The organism is Streptomyces sp. NPDC059875, from assembly GCF_042731085.1.
Classification (GTDB): Bacteria; Actinomycetota; Actinomycetes; order Streptomycetales; family Streptomycetaceae; genus Streptomyces.
The window spans coordinates 171,337-194,105 of sequence record NZ_JBHWJZ010000004.1; the positions used below are offsets into that span (position 1 = coordinate 171,337).

Below are 22,769 nucleotides of genomic sequence, written 5' to 3' on the forward strand. Positions count from 1 at the left end.
TGCTCTCTGTTGACTGTCGATGTTTGATTGTGGTTCCTTGTGCGTGGTTCTGTTTGGTTCCCCGTTGAGGACACCCCGTGAAGAAGACCGTCACCACCCTCGCCGACGGGCGCGAGCTCATCTACTACGACGCGCGGGACGACGCCGTCCGCGACGCCGTCGACGCCCGGCCGCTCGACCCCGTCTCTTCCACCTCCGAGATCCGGTACGACGCGCTCCTCGGGGACTCCGTCGCCATCGCGTCCCACCGGCAGGGGCGGACCTATCACCCGCCCGCCGACGAGTGCCCGCTCTGTCCCTCCCGCGACGGGCGGCTGAGCGAGATCCCGGCCCCCGACTACGACGTCGCGGTCTTCGAGAACCGTTTCCCCTCGCTCGCCGGGGAGTCCGGGCGGTGCGAGGTCGTCTGCTTCACCTCCGACCACGACGCGTCCTTCGCCGACCTCACCCCCGAGCGCGCCGCGCTCGTGCTCGAGGCCTGGACCGACCGGACCGCCGAGCTCGCCGAGCGGCCCGGCGTCGAGCAGGTGTACTGCTTCGAGAACCGGGGCCCCGAGATCGGCGTCACCCTCGGCCACCCCCACGGCCAGATCTACGCGTTCCCGTTCACCACCCCCCGTACCGCCCTCATGCGGCGCAACGCCGCCGAGCACCGGGCCCGTACCGGACGCAACCTCTTCGACGACCTCGTCGCCCGCGAGCGGGCCGACGGCGTCCGCATCGTCCTGGAGAGTGACCACTGGATCGCCTTCGTGCCCTACGCCGCGCACTGGCCGTACGAGGTCCACCTGCACCCGACCCGCCGCGTGCCCGACCTCAGGGCCCTCGACGACGCGGCGCGCACAGACTTCCCACAGATCTATCTGGAACTCTTGAGGCGCTTCGACCGGATCTTCGGCCCGGACGAGCCGCCCACGCCGTACATCGCCGCCTGGCACCAGGCGCCGTTCACCGGCGGGGACCGGGAGGAGTTCGGGCTGCACCTGGAGCTTTTCACCGTCCGGCGGGCGCCCGGCAGACTGAAGTACCTCGCGGGCACCGAGTCCGGCATGGGCGCGTTCATGAACGACGTGCCGCCGGAGGCGGCGGCCGCGCGACTCCGAGAGGTGGCGAGCAAGTGAAGGCTGCGACAGCCAAAGCTGCGACATCCAAATACCTGGTGACGGGCGGCGCGGGCTACGTGGGGAGCACGGTCGCGCGGCATCTGATCGAGGCGGGCCACCGGGTCACCGTCCTCGACGACCTCTCCACCGGCTTCGCCGAAGGCGTCCCGGCCGGCGCCGAGTTCGTCGAGGGCCGCATCCAGGACGCCGCGCGGTGGCTGGACGGTTCGTACGACGGCGTCCTGCACTTCGCCGCCTTCTCCCAGGTCGGCGAGTCGGTCGCCAAGCCCGAGAAGTACTGGGAGAACAACGTCGGCGGCACGATGGCCCTGCTCGCCGCCATGCGCGCGGCCGGCGTTCGCAAGCTGGTCTTCTCCTCCACGGCTGCCACCTACGGCGAGCCGGAGTCCGTCCCGATCACCGAGTCCGCGGCGACCGCGCCGACGAGCCCCTACGGCGCCTCCAAGCTGGCCGTGGACCACATGATCGGCGGCGAGTGCGCCGCCCACGGCCTCGCCGCGGTCTCGCTGCGCTACTTCAACGTGGCGGGCGCGTACGGCGGTTGCGGCGAGCGCCACGACCCCGAGTCGCACCTGATCCCGCTCGTCCTCCAGGTCGCCCTGGGCCGGCGCGAGGCGATCAGCGTCTACGGCGACGACTACCCGACGCCCGACGGCACCTGCGTACGCGACTACATCCATGTCGCCGACCTCGCCGAAGCCCATCTGCTCGCGCTCGGCGCCATGACGCCCGGCGAGCATCTGATCTGCAACCTCGGCAACGGCAACGGCTTCTCCGTGCGCGAGGTCGTCGAGGCCGTCCGCAAGGTCACCGGGCACCAGGTCCCCGAGGTGACGGCCGCGCGCCGGCCCGGCGACCCGGCGGTGCTCGTCGCCTCGGCGGAGACCGCGCGCGAGCGGCTCGGCTGGATTCCGTCCCGCCCGGACCTGGCGGACATCGTGCGCGACGCGTGGGCGTTCGCGAGGGAGAGGGAGCAGGGACGCGGATGAGCGTGGCCGAGGAGTTCGAGGGACTGTACGGGGCGGCGCCGGAAGGCGTCTGGGCCGCCCCGGGGCGCGTCAACCTGATCGGTGAGTACACCGACTTCAACGACGGCTTCGTGATGCCACTGGCCCTGCCGCACACGGCGGTGGCCGCCGTGTCCCGGCGTACGGACGGGGTGCTGCGCCTCCACTCCGCCGATGTCGAGGGCGGGGTCGTCCAGCTCGACGTCTCCTCGCTCGAACCGCTCTCCGGTACCGGCTGGGCCTCGTACCCGGCCGGTGTCGTCTGGGCGCTGCGCGAGGCGGGCCACCCGGTCACCGGGGCGGACATCCACCTCGCCTCGACCGTCCCGACCGGCGCCGGGCTCTCGTCCTCCGCCGCCCTGGAGGTCGTCACCGCACTGGCCCTGAACGACCTGTTCGGGCTCGGTCTGAGCCGGCCCGGACTCGCCGTTCTCGCCCAGCGCGCGGAGAACGCCTTCGTCGGCGTCCCCTGCGGGGTGATGGACCAGATGGCGTCCGCGTGCGCGGTCGAGGGCCACGCGCTCTTCCTGGACACCCGCGACCTCTCGTACCGCCAGGTGCCCTTCGACCTCGCCGCGCGGGGGCTACGGCTCCTGGTGGTGGACACCCGGGTGAAGCACGCGCTCGGGGACGGCGCGTACGCGGAGCGGCGCGCCGGGTGTGAAGCCGGTGCGCGGGCGCTCGGTGTGCGCGCGCTGCGCGAAGTCCCGTACGTGCACCTATCCGATGCCCTCGCGCGTTTGAGCGACGAATCGGTTCGCCGCTACGTCCGGCACGTCGTTTCGGACAACCACCGGGTCGAGCGGACCATCGCCCTCCTCGACGCCGGGGACGCTCGGGCGGTCGGCCCGGTCCTCAACGAGGGGCACGGGTCGCTCCGGGACGATCTGCGCGTCTCCTGCCCCGAGTTGGACCTCGCGGTCGAGGCGGCGAACGCGGCGGGCGCGCTCGGTGCGCGGATGACCGGCGGCGGTTTCGGCGGCTCGGCGATCGTGCTGGTCGAGGACCGGGCGGCGGACTCCGTGGCCGCCGCGGTCGAGAAGGCCTTCGCCGAGGCCGGGTTCACCGCCCCGAGGATCTTCCCCGCGGTGCCGTCGGAGGGTGCGCGACGGCTCTGAAGGCTCCGAAGACAGCTCCGAAACACCCCGAAAAAGCCCCTGAATTGTCGACTTCTGTCGCGATCCGACACATGCGGCACAGGCGTACCCGGGCGTTCGGCCAGTTCCGCGAATCGCCCTCGGTGGCGGCGCCCCGCCCGTACTCTGATGCACAGCGCCGGTGGGGGCCGGCGCTGATCAGGGGGCGAGACCAGTCGGGTACGGCGCCCGGGACGGGGTAACAGTCACTGCACGGCGGCGGCCGTGCGATCGACGGACCCTCGTCCCCGGCGCCGTACCCGCGCTGTTCCGTTCCTCGACACTTGGGGGTGTCCGTGGGTCGTATCCGGGTTCTGGTGGTGGACGATCACCGCATCTTCGCCGAGTCGTTGGCTGCCGCCCTCGCGGCGGAGCCCGACGTCGACGTCTCCGCCGCGGGCAGCGGCCCCGCCGCGCTGCGCTGCCTGGACCGCGGGGTCGCCGAGGGGCGCCGGTACGACGTGATGCTGGTCGACGCCGACCTGGGCGCGGTCGTCGGGCCGACGGCGGCGGTCGCCGTGGCCCGGGTCGTACCGGACCACGGGGAGGGCGTCGTCGACGGCATCTCGCTGGTCGCCGGGGTCCGTTCGGCCCAGCCCGCCGTCCGTACGGTCGTGCTCGCGGAGAAGGACGACGCGCACCGGGCCGCGCTCGCGCTGCAGGCCGGGGCCTCGGGATGGGTGGCCAAGGACTGCTCGCTGCAGCGGCTGCTCGCCGTCATCCGCGGTGTCCTGCGCGACGAGACGCATCTGCCGCCCGCGCTCCTGACCGGCGTTCTGCGGGAGCTGACGGCGGCCCGCAAGCACCGCACCGAGAGCGAGCAGCTGGTGGAGTCGCTGACCCCGCGCGAGCGTGAGGTGCTGCGCTGCATGGTCGCGGGCCTGGGGCGCAAGGCCGTCGCCGAGCGGCTCTTCCTCTCCCCGCACACCGTCCGTACGCACATGCAGAACGTGCTCGGGAAGCTGGGCGTGCACTCCACGCTCGCCGCGGTGGCCCTGGCGCGCAGGGCCGGTGTCGGACCCGCCCAGCTATCCGGGGATGTTGTCGAACGGGGCGGTCAGCTGGCGTAGCAGCCCGGCCAGTTCACCGCGCTGGGCGCGGGAGAGCTGGGCCAGGATGGCCCGCTCCTGGGCGAGCAGCCCGGCGAGCGCCTGGTCGGCCCTGTCGCGGCCCTCGGGGGTGAGGCGGACCAGGACCCCGCGCCGGTCGCTGGGGTCGGGCAGCCGCTCGACCAGGCCCTTCTTGGTGAGCCTGTCGATGCGGTTGGTCATGGTGCCTGAGGTGACCAGCGTCTGGGTGAGGAGCTGGCCGGGGGAGAGCTGGTACGGGGCGCCGGCGCGGCGCAGCGACGTCAGGACGTCGAACTCCCAGGGCTCCAGCTGGTGCTCGGAGAAAGCGAGCCGACGGGCGCGGTCGAGGTGGCGGGCGAGCCGTGAGACGCGGCTCAGCACCTCGAGCGGTTCCACGTCGAGGTCCGGGCGCTCGCGGCGCCATGCAGCGACCAGCCGGTCGACCTCGTCCTCCATGTCGATCAGTGTAGAGGGTCTGTTGACATAAAGTCTCTTGACGTCAAGATATATTCCGCTGGACTATGGGGAAGGACCGGGCCGGAACCCTGTTCCGCTTCGGCAACTCGTTCCAGCAAGGGGGCTCGAACATGCATTCCGCACCATCTCCTGCATCTGCCGCACCGACGTGGGACCCGCAGCAGTACCTCCGGCACTCCGGCCACCGAACCCGCCCGTTCCTCGATCTCCTCGCCCGAATACCGCACCTCCCCACCGTTGACCGTCCCGCCCGGATCGCCGACCTCGGTTGCGGCCCCGGCAATGTGACCGTCCTGCTCGCCGACCGCTGGCCCGACGCCCACATCTCCGGCTTCGACCTCTCGCCCGACATGCTGGAACGGGCGGAGAAGGACTGGGCCGGCACGACGGCCAGCGGCGGCTGGCTCGACTTCCGGCGCGCCGACGCCGCCCACTGGACCCCCGAAGAGCCCTACGACCTGATCGTCTCCAACGCCGCCCTCCAATGGGTCCCCAACCACCCCGAGTCCTTCGCCGCCTGGATCGACGGCCTCAAGCCGGGCGGAACGCTCGCCTTCCAGGTCCCCGGCAACTTCACCTCGCCCAGCCACGCCCTGCTCGGCGAACTCTGCGACGCCCCGCAATGGCGCGACCGCCTCGACGGCGAAGGGCGCCGATTCGTCCATGTCCTCGACGCGGCCGACTATCTGAACCGCCTTGCCGACCTCGGCTGCGAGACCGACACCTGGGAGACCACCTACTCACAACTCCTGCCGGGCGAGGACCCGGTCCTCGACTGGGTCAAGGGCACGGCCCTGCGCCCCGTACTGACCGCACTGGAGGGCGACCAGGAAGCGACCACCGCCTTCCTCACCCAGTACCGCGACCTGCTGCGCGAGGCGTACCCGCCGGGGCCGCACGGCACGGTCTTCCCCTTCCGGCGCATCTTCGCCGTCGCGACGAAGCGGTCGTGACACACGGGCGCCCCGCGCCGGAGATCCGGTGCGGGGCGCCCGTGTGGAGGAGAAGCGGCGCACCTGCGGGAGCAGGACCGCTGCCGTCCGCGGGGAGCAGGACCACTGCCGTCCGCGGGGAGCGGGGCCGGTGCCGTCAGCTCTTGCGGTGTCCTATCAGCCGCGGCTTCTGCTCGAGACCGTCCAGGCCGTGCCACGCCAGATTCACCAGGTGCGCGGCGACCTCCGCCTTCTTCGGCTTGCGGACGTCCAGCCACCACTGGCCCGTCAGCGCCACACTGCCCACCAGCGCCTGCGCGTACAGCGGGGCCAGCTTCGGATCGAAGCCGCGGGCCTTGAACTCCAGACCCAGGATGTCCTCGACCTGCGTGGCGATGTCACTGATCAGCGAGGCGAACGTGCCGGTCGACTGCGCCACCGGGGAATCGCGGACCAGGATCCGGAAACCGTCCGTGTACCGCTCGATGTAGTCGAGCAGCGCGAACGCCGCCTGCTCCAGGAGCTCACGCGGATGGCCCGCCGTCAGCGCTCCGGTCACCATGTCGAGCAGCTGCCGCATCTCCCGGTCGACGACGACCGCGTACAGCCCCTCCTTGCCGCCGAAGTGCTCGTACACCACCGGCTTGGAGACCCCGGCCTTCGCCGCGATCTCCTCCACCGACGTGCCCTCGAAGCCCTTCTCGGCGAAGAGCGTCCGGCCGATGTCCAGCAGCTGCTCCCGGCGCTCCGCGCCCGTCATCCTCACCCGGCGGCCACGCCGGGGCTTGTTCTCGCTGCTGCTGGTACTGCCGTCGATCGCCACGTTCTCCATCATGCCGCGTCGACGGGCTCGCCCCGGCGCCGGGCTTCGATCCGGGAGGCGTTCGGCCAGCGCACGTCGTACGCCCAGCCCAGCTGCTCGAACCAGCGGATCAGCCGCGCGCTGGAGTCGACCTGGCCCCGCAGCACCCCGTGCCGCGCCGACGTCGGGTCTGCGTGGTGCAGGTTGTGCCAGGACTCGCCGCAGGACAGCACGGCCAGCCACCACACGTTGCCGGAGCGGTCACGGGACTTGAAGGGGCGCTTGCCGACCGCGTGACAGATCGAGTTGATCGACCACGTGACGTGGTGCAGCAGCGCGACCCGCACCAGCGAACCCCAGAAGAACGCCGTGAACGCGCCCCACCAGGACATCGTCACCAGACCGCCGACCAGCGGCGGGATCGCCAGCGACAGCATCGTCCAGAAGATGAAGTCGCGGGAGATCCGGCGGATCGCCGGGTCCTTGATCAGGTCGGGCGCGTACTTCGCCTGCGGCGTGCGCTCCTCGTCGAACATCCAGCCGATGTGTGCCCACCACAGCCCCTTCATCAGGGCCGGCACCGTCTCGCCGAAGCGCCACGGCGAGTGCGGGTCGCCCTCCGCGTCGGAGAACTTGTGGTGCTTGCGGTGGTCCGCCACCCAGCGCACCAGCGGACCCTCCACCGCGAGCGAGCCCATGATCGCCAGCGCGATCCGCAGCGGCCGCTTGGCCTTGAAGGAGCCATGGGTGAAGTAACGGTGGAAGCCGATCGTGATGCCGTGGCAGCCGATGTAGTACATCGCGACCAGCAGGCCCAGATCGAGCCAGGACACTCCGCCCCAGCTCCAGGCCAGCGGCACGGCCGCGACCAGGGCGATGAAGGGCACCGTGATGAACAGCAGCAGCGTGATCTGCTCGATCGATCGCTTCTTGTCGCCGCCGAGCGTGGCGGGGGGCAGGGCCTGTTCGGTTTCGAGCAAGTCGGGGCTTGTGGTCATGGGTGTCCCCTGGGGATGAAGGGATGTGGGATGAAGGCGAGGATGAAAGTGAGCGGAATGGGACAAAAAGCGCGCGTGGCTACGCCTCCGTAACCTACGGCGACGTAAGTATGGCAGCGCGGTGGCGCGCGGCAAGAGGGCGCAAGAGGAGCCAGGGCGTGTCCGGCGGATCAGGGCCGGATCCGCCGCCCCCCTAACCGTCCGCCTCCTTTTGTTGGCCCGGGGGGGGGCGCGCGCAATGCGGGCCATTGCGCCCCCTGGGGGTGCCGGGGGTTTATGGGCGGTTCCCGCGGCCCACGCCCTGGCGGGGAGTCCAGGGAGTGGACACCTATCCTGTGTGCGTCGGACAGCGCGGTCCGCAGCCTCCAGTACCCCTCCAGACGTGCTCAAACACTGCAAGGAGCCGCACCTGTGAGCAGTGCCGACCAGACCCCCACCGCCAGCGCCGAGCTGCGTTCCGACATCCGCCGACTGGGCGACCTGCTGGGCGAGACCCTCGTCCGCCAGGAGGGACACGAGCTTCTCGACCTCGTCGAGAAGGTCCGCAGCCTCACCCGCGAGGACACCGAGGCGGCCGCCGAGCTGCTCGGCGAGACGGACCTGGAGACCGCCACCAAGCTGGTGCGCGCCTTCTCCACGTACTTCCATCTGGCGAACGTCACCGAGCAGGTCCACCGCGGCCGCGAGATGCGCGAGAAGCGCGCCGCCGAGGGCGGACTGCTCGCCCGCACCGCCGACATGCTCAAGGACGGCGACCCCGAGCACGTCCGCGAGACCGTACGGAACCTCAACGTACGGCCCGTGTTCACCGCGCACCCCACCGAGGCCGCCCGCCGCTCGGTCCTCAACAAGCTCCGCCGGATCGCCGCCCTCCTGGAGACCCCGGTCATCGAGGCCGACCGGCGCCGCCACGACCTGCGGCTCGCCGAGAACATCGACCTCATCTGGCAGACCGACGAACTCCGGGTCGTCCGCCCCGAGCCCGCCGACGAGGCCCGCAACGCCATCTACTACCTCGACGAGCTGCACGCCGGCGCCGTCGGCGACGTCCTGGAGGACCTCGCCGCCGAGCTGGAGCGCGTCGGCATCGAGCTGCCCGCCGGCACCCGCCCGCTCACCTTCGGCAGCTGGATCGGCGGCGACCGCGACGGCAACCCCAACGTCACCCCGCAGGTCACCTGGGACGTGCTGATCCTCCAGCACGAGCACGGCATCACCGACGCCCTCGACCTCATCGACGAGCTGCGCGGCTTCCTCTCCAACTCCATCCGCTACGCGGGGGCCACCGAGGAACTCCTCACCTCCCTCCAGCGCGACCTGGAGCGCCTCCCGGAGATCAGCCCCCGCTACAAGCGCCTCAACGCCGAGGAGCCGTACCGGCTCAAGGCCACCTGCATCCGCCAGAAGCTCGTCAACACCCGCGAGCGCCTGGCCAAGGGCACCCCGCACCAGGAGGGCCGCGACTACCTCGGCACTTCCGAGCTGGTCCACGACCTCGCCCTGATCCAGACCTCGCTGCGCGAGCACCGCGGCGCCCTGTTCGCCGAGGGCCGGATGGACCGCACCATCCGCACCCTGTCCGCGTTCGGCCTCCAGCTCGCCACCATGGACGTCCGCGAGCACGCCGACGCCCACCACCACGCGCTCGGCCAGCTCTTCGACAGGCTGGGCGAGGAGTCCTGGCGGTACGCCGACATGCCGCGCGACTACCGGCAGAAGCTGCTCGCCAAGGAGCTGCGCTCCCGCCGCCCGCTCGCGCCCACGCCCGCCCCGCTGGACGCGGCCGGCCAGAAGACCCTCGGCGTGTTCCACACGATCAAGGAGTCCTTCGAGCGCTTCGGCCCCGAGGTCATCGAGTCGTACATCATCTCGATGTGCCAGGGCGCCGACGACGTCTTCGCCGCGGCCGTCCTCGCCCGCGAGGCCGGCCTGATCGACCTGCACGGCGGCTGGGCCAAGATCGGCATCGTGCCGCTCCTGGAGACCACCGACGAGCTGAAGGCCGCCGACGTCATCCTCGACGGGATGCTCGCCGACCCCTCCTACCGCCGCCTCGTCTCGCTCCGCGGCGACGTCCAGGAGGTCATGCTCGGCTACTCCGACTCCTCCAAGTTCGGCGGCATCACCACCAGCCAGTGGGAGATCCACCGCGCCCAGCGCCGCCTGCGCGACGTCGCCCACCGCTACGGCGTACGCCTCCGCCTCTTCCACGGCCGCGGCGGCACCGTCGGCCGCGGCGGCGGCCCCTCGCACGACGCGATCCTCGCCCAGCCCTGGGGCACCCTGGAGGGCGAGATCAAGGTCACCGAGCAGGGCGAGGTCATCTCCGACAAGTACCTCATCCCGTCGCTCGCCCGGGAGAACCTCGAACTGACCGTCGCCGCCACCCTGCAGGCCTCCGCCCTGCACACCGCGCCGCGCCAGTCCGACGAGGCGCTGGCCCGCTGGGACGCGGCCATGGACACCGTCTCCGACGCCGCCCACACCGCGTACCGCAGGCTCGTCGAGGACCCCGACCTGCCGTCGTACTTCTTCGCCGCCACCCCCGTCGACCAGCTCGCCGACCTGCACCTGGGCTCCCGGCCCTCGCGCCGCCCCGACTCCGGCGCCGGCCTGGACGGACTGCGGGCCATCCCGTGGGTGTTCGGCTGGACGCAGTCCCGGCAGATCGTCCCCGGCTGGTACGGCGTCGGCTCCGGCCTCAAGGCGCTGCGCGAGGCCGGCCTCGACGAGGTCCTCGGCGAGATGTACGAGCGCTGGCACTTCTTCCGCAACTTCCTCGCCAACGTCGAGATGACGCTCGCGAAGACGGACCTGCGGATCGCCCGCCACTACGTCGACACCCTCGTGCCGGACGAGCTCAAGCACGTCTTCGCCACCATCGAGGAGGAGCACGCGCTCACCGTCGCCGAGGTCCTCAAGGTGACGGGCGGCCAGAAGCTCCTCGACTCCAACCCGGTGCTCCAGCAGACCTTCGCCATCCGCGACGCCTACCTGGACCCGATCTCCTACCTCCAGGTCGCCCTGCTGGCCCGCCAGCGCGCGGCGGCCGAGCGCGGCGAGGACCCGGACCCGCTGCTCGCCCGGGCCCTGCTGCTCACGGTGAACGGCGTGGCCGCGGGCCTGCGCAACACCGGCTGACGCCTTTCGTACAGCAGACAGAAGCCCCCGCCGGAATCCTTCCGGCGGGGGCTTCTGTCCGGTGGCGCACGGCGTCGACGATCCGCCGATGGCAGCAGCCCTCCGACCGCCCGCCCCGGCCCTCCAGCCACAACGGCCCCACGGTCCGGACGGTCGCCCGCAAGATCACCCGATCGGGGCCGGCGTCATGATCAGAACATGCCGTTCCGGTTCCGCGCCTCCTCGGGGATCTGCTGCATGACGTCCCAGTGTTCGGCGATCCGGCCGTCCTCCATGCGGAAGATGTCGACGATCGCCGTTCCGGGACCGCCCGGTACCCGGACGCCGTGGACATGGGCGATCACGTGGTCGCCCTCGGCGAAGATCCGCTTCACCTCGGCGTGGAGGTGGGGGAAGTCCGCCCTGAGGGTCTCGACGAACTCCCGGAAGCCCTCGAGGTCGTCCGCGATCCGGGGGTTGTGCTGCACGTAGCGGTGGCTGAGCAGCTTCGAGGCCGCGTCGTGGTCCTTGTCGTTGATCGCGGCCTGGTAGAAGGCCAGGACGGTTTGCTTGTTCTCTTCAAGTCGTGCGCTCGACATGACTCCCCCTCATAAGTGAACAGCTGTAGCGCTACGACTGTAGGGCAACGATCGTGCGGATACAATCGATCACCGTGGATGCCACGTCACCGAGCAAGCGACAACCGCGCGGGCGTAACCCCCGAGGCCAGGGCGAACGTCTCCGCGAGGAGGTCATCGCCGCCACTCTCGGCATGCTCGACGAGCTGGGCGACGACCAGACTCTGTCCCTCCGGGCCGTCGCCCGGGAGATCCACGTCGCCGCGACATCGGTGTACCTCCACTTTCCCGACCGCGACGCGCTCGTCCTGGCCGCGCTGGAGCGCTGCCACCGCGACCTCATGCTCGCCGTGCAGCAAGCCGAGCTCGCCGAAGAAGACCCGGTCGCCCAACTTCGCGCCCGGACCCTCGTACTCGGCGTCTGGGCACACGACCACCCGGGGCTCTACAAGGTGCTGCACGAGAGCACCCTCAACCAGCGTGCGGACATGCGCTTCAAGGAAGAACTCGGACGCATGACCACGGCCGCGGTCCAAAGATGCATGGACGCCGGCCTCGCCCCCGCGGACGACGCTTCCACGGTCGCCCTCGACCTGCGCGCCGCTGTGCACGGCGCGGTCTCGATGCGGGTCAACCAGCGCGACCACAACTGGCCCCCGTTGGAGGATCAGGTCGACCGCTTCCTCCGCAAGCTCGTGGGCGCCTCTCCGGCGCCTGCTCCCGAAGAGGCAACTGGCCAGTAGCCATGCGTCCCGGACCTGCGGGATCCGAACTCTCCGTGCCGGAACATGACGGTGCCCCCGTCGGAATCCGTGGATTCCGACGGGGGCACCGTCATGAACTGCCTCAGTGCTGCTGAGCCTTGCGGCGGCGCGTCACCAGGAAGGCACCGGCACCCGCGAGGGCGACGGCGGCGGCGGCGATGATGCCGACGGGGGCGCTGGAGCCGGTCTCGGCCAGGTCACCGCCGGTCTTGCTGTCGCCGGAGGCGGACGGGGTCGCACCGGCCGCCGCGGAGTCCGTGGCGGACGGCGTCTGACCCGGCGTGCCGGGCGTCGACGACTCGCTCGGCGTGCCCGACGGGGTCACGGACGGGCTGGCCGAGGTCGACGGGGTCTCGGCCGGCTTGCACTTGGACTTGAAGACCTTGTGCTTGGCGCGGCCGTTCTCGCCCTCCCAGTTCCAGAACAGCTTGTACTGGCCGTCGGGGAGGGTCATGTCCTCGGTGCGCTCGTGGCCGTCGGCGTCGAGCGTGATGACGCCGGACTTGACCGTGGTGCCCTTGTCCTGGTCGTTGTTCGCCCAGGCCTCGATGTGCCAGTTCACCTTCTGGCCGGCGTCGAAGCCGAAGGCGTCGACGTAGAAGCTGCAGACCTTGGGCTCGTTCTTGCGGAGCTCCTCACCGGTCTTCGAGTCGTGGATCTTCACGGTGCCGTTGTCGCCGTGCTTGCCAGTGGCGGAGGCGGCGGGCGCCAGCACGAGGGAACCCGCCACGGCCGCGACCAGCGCGCCGGCGGGGATGAGGGATCGTCGCATGTGCAGTCGTCCATCTGAGAGATGAGAGGGTTGCCGTGGGAGGTGGCGGGGGCAGCCTAGCGGCACCTTTAAGTCACGTTTAACCCACGGGTCATAACAATCCGGCGCGATCGAGCCACGCTGTCCGGAATCGCTCTCAGAGCGCGAAGAACGCCGCCAGCAGCAGCGCGCCCCCGACCCCCGCCAGCGACCACGCCGTCCTCGTCAGCCGCAGCCCGCCCCCGACGAGCGGCGCCGCGAGCAACAGCGCCCCGCCCAGCGGCAGCCAGGCGTGCAGGCCGCCGCCCCACCCCGTCCGTACCGCCTCCGTCGTACCCGGCTTCACCACCACCGGAAGGGTCTGGCCCTTGCCGGCCGCCACCGACCGGTCGATGGTCAGCGTGGAGTGCGGCGAGGGCGGACCGTCCGGGGTGTAACGGCCGCTGCACGTCTCCTCGTTGCAGCCGGTCACCGTCAGAGTGCCGTGCTCACGGCCCTTGGACAGCAGGACGTGCTGCGCCGTGCCCCAGGACGACCAGACGCCCGCGACGACGAGCAGCAGGGCGACCAGGACCATGGCGGCGTTACGGGCGTGCGTCATGGTCCGCGATCGTACAGTCGTACCGTCTCGGCGAGTCGGTCAGGAGTTGTACGCGGACTGCGCGCGCTCCAGACCCTCCGCCACCAGGCACTCGACGGAGTCCGCCGCCCGGTCCACGAAGTAGTCGAGCTCCTTGCGCTCCGTCGAGGAGAAGTCCTTCAGGACGAAGTCCGCGACCTGCATCCGACCCGGCGGACGGCCGATCCCGAACCGCACCCGGTGGTACTCGGCACCCATCGCCTTCGTCATCGACTTCAGACCGTTGTGGCCGTTGTCGCCGCCGCCGATCTTCAGCCGCAGCACGCCGTAGTCGATGTCCAACTCGTCATGGATCGCCACGATGTGCGCCGTCGGCACCTTGTAGAAATCGCGCAGCGCCGTCACCGGGCCGCCCGACAGGTTCATGTACGACATCGGCTTCGCGAGGATCACCCGACGGTTCGCGGGCCCGGGAGGACCCATCCGGCCCTCGACGACCTGCGCCTGCGCCTTCTGCGCCCGCTTGAACTTCCCGCCGATGCGGTCCGCGAGCAGGTCCACCACCATGAAACCCACGTTGTGGCGGTTGGCCGCGTACTCCGGCCCCGGATTGCCGAGACCGACGATCAGCCAGGGGGCGTTCGCGTCGTCCGTCATGGGGGTCTCGTCTCCTCGTGTGCGTACCGGCATGTGAACAGAAGAAACGGGGTGACGGGCCGCACGGCCCGTCACCCCGTCGCGTCAAGCAGAGCCTACGGCTCAGGCCTCGGCGCCCTCGGCGGCCTCGCCCTCGGCGGCCTCGGCGGCCGGCTCCTCGGCCTGCGCGGCCAGGATCTGGATGGCGACGGCGTCCTCGTCGGTCACCAGGGTGGTGCCCTTCGGCAGCGCGATGTCCTTGGCGAGGATGGAGGCACCGGCCTCCAGGCCCTCGATGGAGACCGTGACGGACTCGGGGATGTGGGTGGCCTCGGCCTCGACGGAGAGCGTGTTCAGCACGTGCTCCACCAGGAAGCTGCCCGGGGCCAGCTCACCCTCGGTCTCGATGACGATCTCGACGGTGACCTTCTCGCCGCGCTTCACGAGGAGCAGGTCGACGTGCTCGAGGAAGCCCTTCAGCGGGTCGCGCTGCACGGCCTTCGGGATCGCCAGCTCGTTCTTGCCCTCGAGCTCGAGGGAGAGCAGGACGTTCGGGGTACGCAGGGCGAGCAGCAGCTCGTGGCCCGGCAGGGTGATGTGGACCGGCTCGGTGCCGTGACCGTAGAGAACGCCGGGGACCTTGCCCTCGCGGCGGACGCGGCGCGCCGCACCCTTGCCGAACTCGGTACGGGTCTCGGTGGCGAGCTTCACCTCGGACATGTGCACTCCTCGTAGATGGTGACGAATGTGACTGTCACCCGGCCACGACTGGCGATGGCCTGCTACGAAGAGCGCGTCGATAACGGACCGCCGTACCTCGCTGGGTACGGCCTCCCTCGCCGAGCAACTACGGCAGTCTACTCGCCGCCGGCCCCGCCACCCAATTGGATCACCCGACCCCGGGCCCGGCCGGCGTCCGGCTGCCTCTGAGACGCGGCCGGATCCTCCCGGTGGCGGCATCTCGTGCGTCATAAGGGCGGCATAAATGATGCCCATGCGTTAAACCCGGGCAGTCCAGGGAGAACCACCTCGCGGGCGTCGACGGCGACGCCATCTCGCGACGGAGGAGACATGCCCAAGGGAACTGGCCACCTGGTTCGCGCGCTCGCGCTCTTCTCGGCCGCCGCGGTGATAATCGCCGCGCCCGCCGCGCCCGCCGTGTCCGCGCAGGAGGGGCGTGCCGTGCCCGGGGCGACGGCGGAGAACCCCGACCTGTGGTTCGTCGAGCTCCAGAGCCCGCCGACCGCCGACGGCACCAGCCTCAACACGACCCGGCGCGAAAAGGCCGCCTTCCGTGCGGAGGCACGTGGCAGAGGCCTGGACTACACCGAACGCCGCGCCTTCGACACCCTCTGGAACGGGCTCTCGATCAAGCTCGCCGCCTCCCAGCTCGACACCCTCACCCAGCTCGCGGGCGTGAAGGCGGTCTACCCGGTCGACACCGTCGCGCTCCCCCCGAGGCAGGACGTCGCCGACCCCCAGCTCGCCACCGCGATCGCGATGACCGGCGCCGACATCGCACAGAACGAACACGGACTCACCGGCACCGGCATCACCGTCGGCGTCATCGACACCGGCATCGACTACCACCACCCCGACCTCGGCGGCTGCTTCGGACCCGGCTGCCGCGTCGTCGGCGGCCACGACTTCGTCGGCGACGACTTCACCGGCGAGGACACACCCCCCGCCCCCGACGCCGACCCGGACGACTGCGACGGCCACGGCACCCACGTCGCCGGCAACATCGGCGCGAACGGCCAGGTCAAGGGCGTCGCACCCGGCGTCTCCCTCACCGCCTACAGGGTCTTCGGATGCACGGGCGAGGTGACCGTCGACATCGCCCTCCAGGCCATGGAGCGCGCCTACGCCGACCGCGTGGACGTGGTCAACATGTCCTTCGGCGGCTCCTTCGCCTGGCCCCAGCACCCCTTCGCCCAAGGAGCCGACCGGCTCGTCCGCCGGGGCATCCCGGTCGTCGCGGCGATCGGCAACGAAGGCCAGGACGGCCTGTACTCCGGCAGCGCCCCCGGCGTCGCCAACCAGACGATCGGCGTCGCATCCTTCGACAACACCCACATCGACCTGGCGACGTTCACGATCAGCCCGGACGGGACGAGGATCGGGTACTTCCCGGCCCTGGGAGCACCGGCACCACCCACCAGCGGCAGCTTCCCCATGGCCCGGACCGGCACGCCCAGCACCACCGACGACGCCTGCGAGCCCTTGCCCGCCGGCAGCCTCACCGGCCAGGTCGCCCTCATCCGGCGCGGCACCTGCTTCTTCCACACCAAGGCCAGGAACGCCGAGCTCGCCGGAGCGGCCGGAGTCGTCCTCTACAACAACGTGCCCGGCCGCTTCGCCGGAAGCCTGTCCGGCGAACCGCCCGTCACCATCCCCGTCGTCACCGTCTCCGACACCGAAGGCGTCCTCATCGACGGCCGGCTCGCAGACGGGCCCGTCACCATGACCTGGACCGCCGACAGCGCGCGCTTCCCCAACGCCACCGGCAATCAGATCTCGTCCTTCAGCTCCTACGGGCCGAGCCCCGACCTCGCCGTCAAGCCCGACCTCGGCGCCCCGGGCGGCTTCATCCGCTCCACCATCCCCGTCGAACAGGGCAGCTACGGCACCCTCAGCGGCACCTCCATGGCCGCCCCGCACGTCGCCGGCGCCGTCGCGCTGCTCCTGGAGGCCAAGCCGAACGCCTCTCCCGGCGCCCTGCGCACCCTCCTCCAGAACACCGCCGACCCCAAGCCGCAGGCCAACGCAGCCGGCGCCCTCGACAACGTGCACCGACAGGGCGGCGGCCTGCTCGACATCCCCGGCGCCGTCCTCGCCAAGGCGCGAGTCGAGCCCAGCAAGCTCGCCCTCGGCGAGAGCCAGGCCGGACCCGCGACGCGCACCCTCACCATCAGGAACACGAGCAACACGGCGCGGACCTACCAGCTCACCCACGCCCCGGCACGAGCCACCGGACCCGACACCTTCGACGTCACCCAGCACGACGCACCGGCCACCGTCGCCTTCACCTCGGCCGGAAACCCGATCACCCAGGTGACCGTGCCCGGCGGCGGAACCGCGACCGTCACCGCCACCATCACCGCGCCCACGTCCCTCGCGGACCGAGGCCTCTACGGCGGCTACCTCACCCTCACCGACACCCAGGAGACCGCCGAGGTCTACCGCGTCCCCTACACCGGCTTCAAGGGCGACTACCAGTCCATCCCGGTCCTCACCCCGACCGTGAACGGCTTCCCCTGGCTCGCCCGCTGGGACGGCGACGACTTCCGCAAGGTGCCGTCGGCGTCCCCCACCTTCTCCATGGCCGGCGGGACCAACGTCCCGTACGTCCTCGCCCACCTCGACCACCAGGTACGCCGCGTGCGCATCGAGGTCTTCGAAGCCGCCACCGGGCGCGCCTGGCACACGGCCGTGGACTTCCAGTACCACCGACGCAGCGCCGGGCCCGACGACTTCTACTTCTTCCCGTTCAACGGCGTGACGAAGAGAGGGAACCGGACGCTCACCGTCCCCGACGGTGAGTACGTCCTGAAGCTCACCGTCATCAAGGCGCTGGGCAGCGAGCCGGCCGACACCGAGACGTGGACGTCACCCACGTTCGCCATCGACCGCCCCTAGACGACCGAAAAGGGCCGCTTCCCCGAGGGGGAAGCGGCCCTTTTCGTGTACGTGCCTAGTGCTCCTCGAAGAGGCTCGTCACCGAGCCGTCCTCGAACACCTCGCGCACGGCGCGCGCGATCGTCGGGGCGATCGACAGGACCGTGATCTTGTCGAGCTCCAGGGAGCTCGGCACCGGGAGCGTGTCCGTGAACACGAACTCGCTCACCTTCGAGTTCTTCAGACGGTCCGCCGCCGGCCCGGAGAGGATGCCGTGCGTCGCCGTCACGATGACGTCCTCCGCGCCGTGCGCGAAGAGCGCGTCGGCCGCGGCGCAGATCGTGCCACCCGTGTCCACCATGTCGTCGACCAGGACACAGACGCGGCCCTTCACGTCACCCACGACCTCGTGGACCGTCACCTGGTTGGCGACGTCCTTGTCACGGCGCTTGTGCACGATCGCCAGCGGCGCGTCCAGACGGTCGCACCAACGGTCGGCGACACGCACCCGGCCCGCGTCCGGAGAGACGATCGTCAGCTTCGAGCGGTCGACCTTGTTGCCCACGTAGTCCGCCAGGACCGGGAGCGCCGACAGGTGGTCCACCGGACCGTCGAAGAAGCCCTGGATCTGGTCCGTGTGCAGGTCCACCGTGAGAATGCGGTGCGCACCCGCGGTCTTCAGCAGGTCCGCCACCAGACGGGCCGAGATCGGCTCACGGCCACGGTGCTTCTTGTCCTGACGGGCATAGCCGTACGACGGGATGATCACGGTGATGCTCCGCGCGGAAGCCCGCTTCAGAGCGTCGATCATGATCAGCTGCTCCATGATCCACTTGTTGATCGGAGCCGTGTGGCTCTGGATCAGGAAGCAGTCCGCGCCACGAGCCGACTCCTGGAAACGGACGTAGATCTCACCGTTCGCGAAGTCGAAAGCCTTGGTCGGCACGAGGCCGACACCCAGCTGGTGCGCGACCTCCTCGGCCAGCTCGGGGTGGGCGCGGCCGGAGAAGAGCATCAGCTTCTTCTCGCCGGTCGTCTTGATCCCGGTCACAGCACTGTCTCCTCAGACGTGTCTTCTGGCCGCGAACTCCGCGCTCCCGTGCGCGTGTGCGAGCCAGCCGAATTTATGTGCACGTATCACGGTACGCCGAGTTCGACGCACCCGTTTCCGGTCAGCTTTCGCCGGCGGGCTCCTCCGACGCCGCCTGAGCGGCCTGCGCAGCCGCGCTGCCGGGCCGCTTCCGAGCCACCCAACCCTCGATATTCCGCTGCTGGCCCCGGGCGACAGCGAGCGAACCGGCCGGTACGTCCTTCGTGATGACGGACCCCGCGGCGGTGTACGCACCGTCCCCGATCGTGATGGGTGCCACAAACATGTTGTCCGACCCGGTCCGGCAGTGCGACCCGATCGTGGTGTGGTGCTTCGCCTCACCGTCGTAGTTCACGAAGACGCTCGCGGCGCCGATGTTCGTGTACTCGCCGATCGTCGCGTCGCCCACGTAGGAGAGGTGCGGGACCTTCGTGCCCTCGCCGATCGTGGCGTTCTTCATCTCCACGTACGTGCCCGCCTTGGCCTTCAGACCGAGGTTCGTGCCCGGACGGAGGTACGCGAACGGACCCACCGACGCGCGCTCGCCGATCACGGCCGAGTCGGCGACCGTGTTGTCCACCCGGGCGCCCCTGCCGACCCGCGTGTCCTTCAGACGCGAGTTCGGACCCACCTCGGCGTCCTCACCGATGTGCGTGACCCCGAGCAGCTGCGTACCCGGGTGGATGACCGAATCCGGCTCGAACGTCACCGTGACATCCACGAGAACGGAGGACGGATCGACGATCGTGACGCCGGCCGTCATCGCCCGCTCGAGCAGGCGCTGGTTCAGCAGCGCACGCGCCTCGGCGAGCTGGACCCGGTTGTTGATCCCCAGGATCTCCCGGTGGTCACCTGCCACCGAAGCACCGACCCGGTGCCCCGCCTCGCGGAGGATCGACAGCACGTCCGTGAGGTACTCCTCACCCTGGCTGTTGTCCGTACGCACCTTGCCGAGCGCATCGGCGAGCAGCCGGCCGTCGAACGCGAACACCCCGGAGTTGATCTCCCGGATCGCCCGCTGCTCCTCCGTCGCGTCCTTGTGCTCGACGATCGCCGTGACCGCACCCGAGGCGTCCCGGACGATGCGCCCGTAGCCGGTGGAGTCCGGCACCTCGGCGGTCAGCACGGTGACGGCGTTGCCGTCGGCGGCGTGCGTGCCGGCGAGCGCCTTCAGGGTCTCCCCGGAGAGCAGCGGAGTGTCGCCGCACACGACGACGACGGTCCCGTCGGGGGCCTGGCCCAGCTCCTCGAGACCCATACGGACGGCGTGACCGGTGCCGTTCTGCTCGTGCTGCACGGCGGTACGGGTGCCGGCGTAGTGCGCGTCGAGATGCGCGGTGACCTGCTCGCGGGCGTGCCCGACGATCACGACGAGCTGCTCGGGCTCCAGCTCCCGCGCGGCGGACACGACGTGTCCGACGAGGGAACGTCCGGCGATTTCGTGCAGGACCTTGGGGGTCTTCGACTTCATGCGGGTGCCCTCACCCGCTGCGAGGACGACGACGGCGGCCGGGCGGTTGGCGCTCACGGGAATGCCCTTCGGCTTCGGGTGGTGGACATCCGCAGGATACCGGGGGGTTTAGGTTCGGAAATGAGTGCGGGTCCCGACCGAGGTGGTCAGGACCCGAACCGAACAGCTCCCGGAGAAGGAATCGAACCCTCATTCAATGGACCAAAACCATTTGTCCTACCTTTAGACGATCCGGGATGGTTCGCCCGCTATGTCCGATTTCCCGGAAGGGATGCCGGAGCAGCCCCTACTATGCCGCACCACCAGCCCTCGACGCGACGGTAGAGCTCTGCACTTTGGTGGACTTGGATCACCAAGCAGCCTCGGTACTCCGCGTCCGTGTTCTTGCGGTTGGTCTTCGGGCTGTGCTTCTTGAGCGAGGTTTTGTTGAAGGAGGCGGGGCCCATGCCGACCAGCTCGGCCCAGAATCGCTCCGCTGTCGCGACATCGGCCGTTTCGTGGATGTGCACGTAGAAGCGCAACCGTTCGTCCTCGACGCCGAGGAGTCGGAGCCAGTCGAGGAAGAGCTTGATCATGTTCGGGTCGCTGTTGACGAACGTGATCCGTTCCTGTCGGCGGTGGGGCTTGGACTTCGTCCCCTCGGCCCAGTACAGCGCGACGCCCATAAGGAACAGCTCGCGGTCGGTCACCACGCCGATCTCGCTCGCGGCCTCTCGCTTGGTCCTGCGGCGCTCCTCGTCGCGTCGCTGGAGCGTGACCTCCCACCCCCGCCTGGCGATCGCAGATGCCTCCTCGCGGGTGCGCTTGCGCTCCGGCCTCGGGAGGTCGCGTACCCAGAGCGAGATCGAGCTCTTGGAGCAGCCCAGCTCGACCTGGATCTGGTCGTACGTCATTCCCCGGAGGCGCAGCTCCCGCGCCCGGTCGCGGAGGTCGTCCTTCGCGTTCGGGCGCTTCGTCCACTCGGGCGGCGGCTCCCCCTTCACGAGGCGGTGGAGCATGTCGTTGTTGTAGACCTTCAGGCGGTCTCGGATCTGGCGGAGGCTGAGGCCCTCGCGGCGTAATGCGAGGGCCTGCTCGCGGAGGCTTTCGAAGTCGGCGTACCGGCTTGTCTCGGGAGTCATATGAACACCTTCGTCCGGAATCCGGACGTCCGGGTCGAAAGTCTGGGCGATTCAACAGTTCGAGGGACGGGTGTGTGTACGTGGTTGACGCGCGTCGCTGCCCGGTCGTGCCGTCTCCGGAAAATGACTCGCCCCGCCCGTACGCTGGAGGGCATGACCACAACGGGGGCGGACCAGGAGGCGGCGGGCGTGACTGCTCGTGGCCGGTGGTGGTGGGGGAGACGGCGTAGTGCCGTGCTCGATGTCGGGCTGGCCGTGGTGTCGGCGCTGGAGTGCGGGTTGGAGGGGGTCGGCTTTGCCGACCAGGCGGGGTTGCCCGTGCCCGTGGGGGTGTTGTTCGGGCTGATCGTGGGGTCCGTGCTGCTGGTGCGGCGCCGGTGGCCGATCGTCGTCGTGCTGGTGTCGATCGCCGTGACGCCCGCCGAGATGGGCTATCTGATGGGGATCGTCGGGCTGTACACGCTCGCCGCCTCCGAGGTGCCCCGTCGGATCACGGCTGCTCTGGCCGGTATGTCGACGGTCGCCGTCTTCGTCGTGACCGTGGTGCGGGTGCGTCAGGACGTCGCGCAGGCGGATGTCGACCAGCAGGATTTTGACCCCAGTGGGTGGTACGTCCCGGTCGTCTCGGTGATCATGACGCTGGGTCTCAACGCGCCGCCGGTTCTCTTCGGCCTCTACATAGGGGCCCGCCGTCGGCTGATGGAGAGCCTGCGGGAGCGCGCGGACAGTCTGGAGCAGGAGCTGTCGCTGCTCGCCGACCGGGCGGAGCAGCGGGCCCAGTGGGCGCGGCAGGAGGAGCGGACCCGGATCGCGCGGGAGATGCACGACGTGGTCGCGCACCGGGTGTCGTTGATGGTGGTGCACGCGGCGGCGTTGCAGGCGGTCGCGTTGAAGGACCCGCAGAAGGCGGTGAAGAACGCGGCGCTGGTCGGGGACATGGGCCGGCAGGCGCTGACGGAGCTGCGCGAGATGTTGGGTGTGCTGCGGGAGGAGCAGGTGCGGGCTCCGGCGGTGGTGCCGTTGGAGGCCGTGGGTCTGGCGGCTGCTGCGGCGGCCGAGGCGGCCTCGGAGGACGGGCCGTGCCTGGACGCCTTGGAGGATCTGGTCGAGCAGTCCCGGCAGGCCGGGGTGGTCGTCGAGCTGACGGTGCTGGGGGAGGTGCGGGCGTACGCGGAGGAGGTCGAGCGGACGGCGTACCGGGTGGTGCAGGAGGCGTTGACGAACGTCCACAAGCATGCGGCCGGCGCGAAGGTCGTCGTCCGTCTCGCGCACCGGGACGCGGAGGTCGCGATGCAGGTCGAGAACGGTCCTTCGGACGCGGCGGCGACGGATGCCCAGCTGCCGAGCGGCGGGAACGGTCTGGTCGGGATGCGGGAGCGGGTGACCCGGCTGGGTGGCGTGTTCGTGTCGGGTCCGACGGACGCGGGCGGCTTCCGGGTGTCGGCGGTGCTGCCGGTGGGGCAGCGGGCCGCGTAGCCGTCGGTGCGGCGGACG

Annotated in this window: 20 protein-coding genes and 1 tRNA gene; 9 read left to right on the top strand and 12 right to left on the bottom strand. The window is 70.4% G+C overall.

The genetic code is table 11. The annotated features are described in order from the left end of the window. The first annotated feature begins 77 nt into the window (after positions 1-77). From galT to ACFV9D_RS06775, 4 genes are all read left to right on the top strand, one after another. The gene (gene galT / locus ACFV9D_RS06760) at positions 78-1,121 is read left to right on the top strand and encodes a galactose-1-phosphate uridylyltransferase (RefSeq protein ID WP_385141967.1); all 1,044 of its coding nucleotides are present in this window, start codon (positions 78-80) and stop codon (positions 1,119-1,121) included. After that, positions 1,118-2,113, top strand: coding sequence for a UDP-glucose 4-epimerase GalE (galE, locus tag ACFV9D_RS06765; RefSeq protein WP_385141969.1), 996 nt, complete (start codon positions 1,118-1,120; stop codon positions 2,111-2,113). Before galT ends, galE begins: the two co-directional genes overlap by 4 nt. Continuing rightward, positions 2,110-3,249, top strand: a complete 1,140-nt coding sequence (gene galK, locus ACFV9D_RS06770; RefSeq protein ID WP_385141971.1) for a galactokinase — start codon at positions 2,110-2,112, stop codon at positions 3,247-3,249. The genes galE and galK overlap by 4 nt, the downstream gene beginning before the upstream one ends. Before the next feature lie 314 nt (positions 3,250-3,563). Next, on the top strand, positions 3,564-4,337 hold the full coding sequence (locus tag ACFV9D_RS06775; RefSeq protein ID WP_385141974.1) for a LuxR C-terminal-related transcriptional regulator: 774 nt from the start codon (positions 3,564-3,566) through the stop codon (positions 4,335-4,337). Here the strand turns inward: ACFV9D_RS06775 and ACFV9D_RS06780 are convergent. Continuing rightward, positions 4,296-4,793 carry a MarR family transcriptional regulator gene (locus tag ACFV9D_RS06780; protein WP_361853527.1) on the bottom strand — a complete coding sequence of 166 codons (498 nt, stop codon included), beginning with the start codon at positions 4,791-4,793 and terminating at the stop codon, positions 4,296-4,298. The genes ACFV9D_RS06775 and ACFV9D_RS06780 overlap by 42 nt on opposite strands. A gap of 131 nt (positions 4,794-4,924) precedes the next feature. Here ACFV9D_RS06780 and ACFV9D_RS06785 point away from each other — a divergent pair, with 131 nt between their 5' ends. Then, positions 4,925-5,767: a trans-aconitate 2-methyltransferase gene (locus ACFV9D_RS06785; RefSeq protein ID WP_385141977.1), complete on the top strand. Its 843-nt coding sequence runs from the start codon at positions 4,925-4,927 to the stop codon at positions 5,765-5,767. 136 nt (positions 5,768-5,903) lie between these two features. On the opposite strand, the gene ACFV9D_RS06790 is transcribed toward ACFV9D_RS06785, so the two are convergent. After that, entirely contained in the window at positions 5,904-6,578 is a 675-nt protein-coding gene (locus ACFV9D_RS06790; protein ID WP_329125614.1) for a TetR/AcrR family transcriptional regulator, read from the bottom strand. Further along, positions 6,578-7,546: an acyl-CoA desaturase gene (locus ACFV9D_RS06795; RefSeq protein ID WP_385141979.1), complete on the bottom strand. Its 969-nt coding sequence runs from the start codon at positions 7,544-7,546 to the stop codon at positions 6,578-6,580. Before ACFV9D_RS06795 ends, ACFV9D_RS06790 begins: the two co-directional genes overlap by 1 nt. 411 nt (positions 7,547-7,957) lie before the next feature. Between ACFV9D_RS06795 and ppc the strand changes: the two genes are divergently transcribed. Further along, on the top strand, positions 7,958-10,687 hold the full coding sequence (gene ppc / locus ACFV9D_RS06800; protein ID WP_385141981.1) for a phosphoenolpyruvate carboxylase: 2,730 nt from the start codon (positions 7,958-7,960) through the stop codon (positions 10,685-10,687). A 191-nt stretch (positions 10,688-10,878) separates the two neighbouring features. On the opposite strand, the gene ACFV9D_RS06805 is transcribed toward ppc, so the two are convergent. After that, the gene (locus tag ACFV9D_RS06805; RefSeq protein ID WP_385141984.1) at positions 10,879-11,265 is read right to left on the bottom strand and encodes an ester cyclase; all 387 of its coding nucleotides are present in this window, start codon (positions 11,263-11,265) and stop codon (positions 10,879-10,881) included. Positions 11,266-11,339: 74 nt separating this feature from the next. On the opposite strand from ACFV9D_RS06805, the gene ACFV9D_RS06810 reads away from it, so the two are divergent. Then, entirely contained in the window at positions 11,340-11,987 is a 648-nt protein-coding gene (locus ACFV9D_RS06810) for a TetR/AcrR family transcriptional regulator (RefSeq protein ID WP_385141987.1), read from the top strand. A gap of 103 nt (positions 11,988-12,090) precedes the next feature. Here ACFV9D_RS06810 and ACFV9D_RS06815 read toward each other — a convergent pair whose 3' ends face one another. The 4 genes from ACFV9D_RS06815 to ACFV9D_RS06830 form a co-directional block, all read right to left on the bottom strand. Then, entirely contained in the window at positions 12,091-12,780 is a 690-nt protein-coding gene (locus ACFV9D_RS06815; RefSeq protein WP_385141990.1) for an LPXTG cell wall anchor domain-containing protein, read from the bottom strand. Positions 12,781-12,916: 136 nt separating this feature from the next. Continuing rightward, positions 12,917-13,360 (bottom strand): hypothetical protein, encoded by a 444-nt coding sequence (locus tag ACFV9D_RS06820; RefSeq protein WP_385141992.1) that lies wholly within the window; start codon positions 13,358-13,360, stop codon positions 12,917-12,919. Positions 13,361-13,399: 39 nt separating this feature from the next. Beyond that, on the bottom strand, positions 13,400-13,996 hold the full coding sequence (pth, locus tag ACFV9D_RS06825) for an aminoacyl-tRNA hydrolase (protein ID WP_385141995.1): 597 nt from the start codon (positions 13,994-13,996) through the stop codon (positions 13,400-13,402). Between the two features lie 102 nt (positions 13,997-14,098). Beyond that, on the bottom strand, positions 14,099-14,695 hold the full coding sequence (locus ACFV9D_RS06830; protein ID WP_385141998.1) for a 50S ribosomal protein L25/general stress protein Ctc: 597 nt from the start codon (positions 14,693-14,695) through the stop codon (positions 14,099-14,101). 351 nt (positions 14,696-15,046) lie between these two features. On the opposite strand from ACFV9D_RS06830, the gene ACFV9D_RS06835 reads away from it, so the two are divergent. Continuing rightward, a complete protein-coding gene (locus tag ACFV9D_RS06835) occupies positions 15,047-17,614 on the top strand; it encodes a S8 family serine peptidase (protein WP_385142000.1) in 2,568 nt (855 codons plus the stop codon). A 55-nt stretch (positions 17,615-17,669) separates the two neighbouring features. Here ACFV9D_RS06835 and ACFV9D_RS06840 read toward each other — a convergent pair whose 3' ends face one another. The 4 genes from ACFV9D_RS06840 to ACFV9D_RS06855 form a co-directional block, all read right to left on the bottom strand. After that, positions 17,670-18,644, bottom strand: coding sequence for a ribose-phosphate diphosphokinase (locus tag ACFV9D_RS06840; protein ID WP_329119664.1), 975 nt, complete (start codon positions 18,642-18,644; stop codon positions 17,670-17,672). 121 nt (positions 18,645-18,765) lie between these two features. Continuing rightward, positions 18,766-20,211 carry a bifunctional UDP-N-acetylglucosamine diphosphorylase/glucosamine-1-phosphate N-acetyltransferase GlmU gene (glmU, locus tag ACFV9D_RS06845; protein WP_385142003.1) on the bottom strand — a complete coding sequence of 482 codons (1,446 nt, stop codon included), beginning with the start codon at positions 20,209-20,211 and terminating at the stop codon, positions 18,766-18,768. 109 nt (positions 20,212-20,320) lie between these two features. Further along, positions 20,321-20,391 (bottom strand) — tRNA-Gln (locus tag ACFV9D_RS06850). A gap of 11 nt (positions 20,392-20,402) precedes the next feature. Next, on the bottom strand, positions 20,403-21,275 hold the full coding sequence (locus ACFV9D_RS06855) for a hypothetical protein (protein WP_385142006.1): 873 nt from the start codon (positions 21,273-21,275) through the stop codon (positions 20,403-20,405). Positions 21,276-21,428: 153 nt separating this feature from the next. Between ACFV9D_RS06855 and ACFV9D_RS06860 the strand changes: the two genes are divergently transcribed. After that, a complete protein-coding gene (locus ACFV9D_RS06860; RefSeq protein ID WP_385142009.1) occupies positions 21,429-22,751 on the top strand; it encodes a sensor histidine kinase in 1,323 nt (440 codons plus the stop codon). The last annotated feature ends 18 nt before the right edge of the window (positions 22,752-22,769 follow it).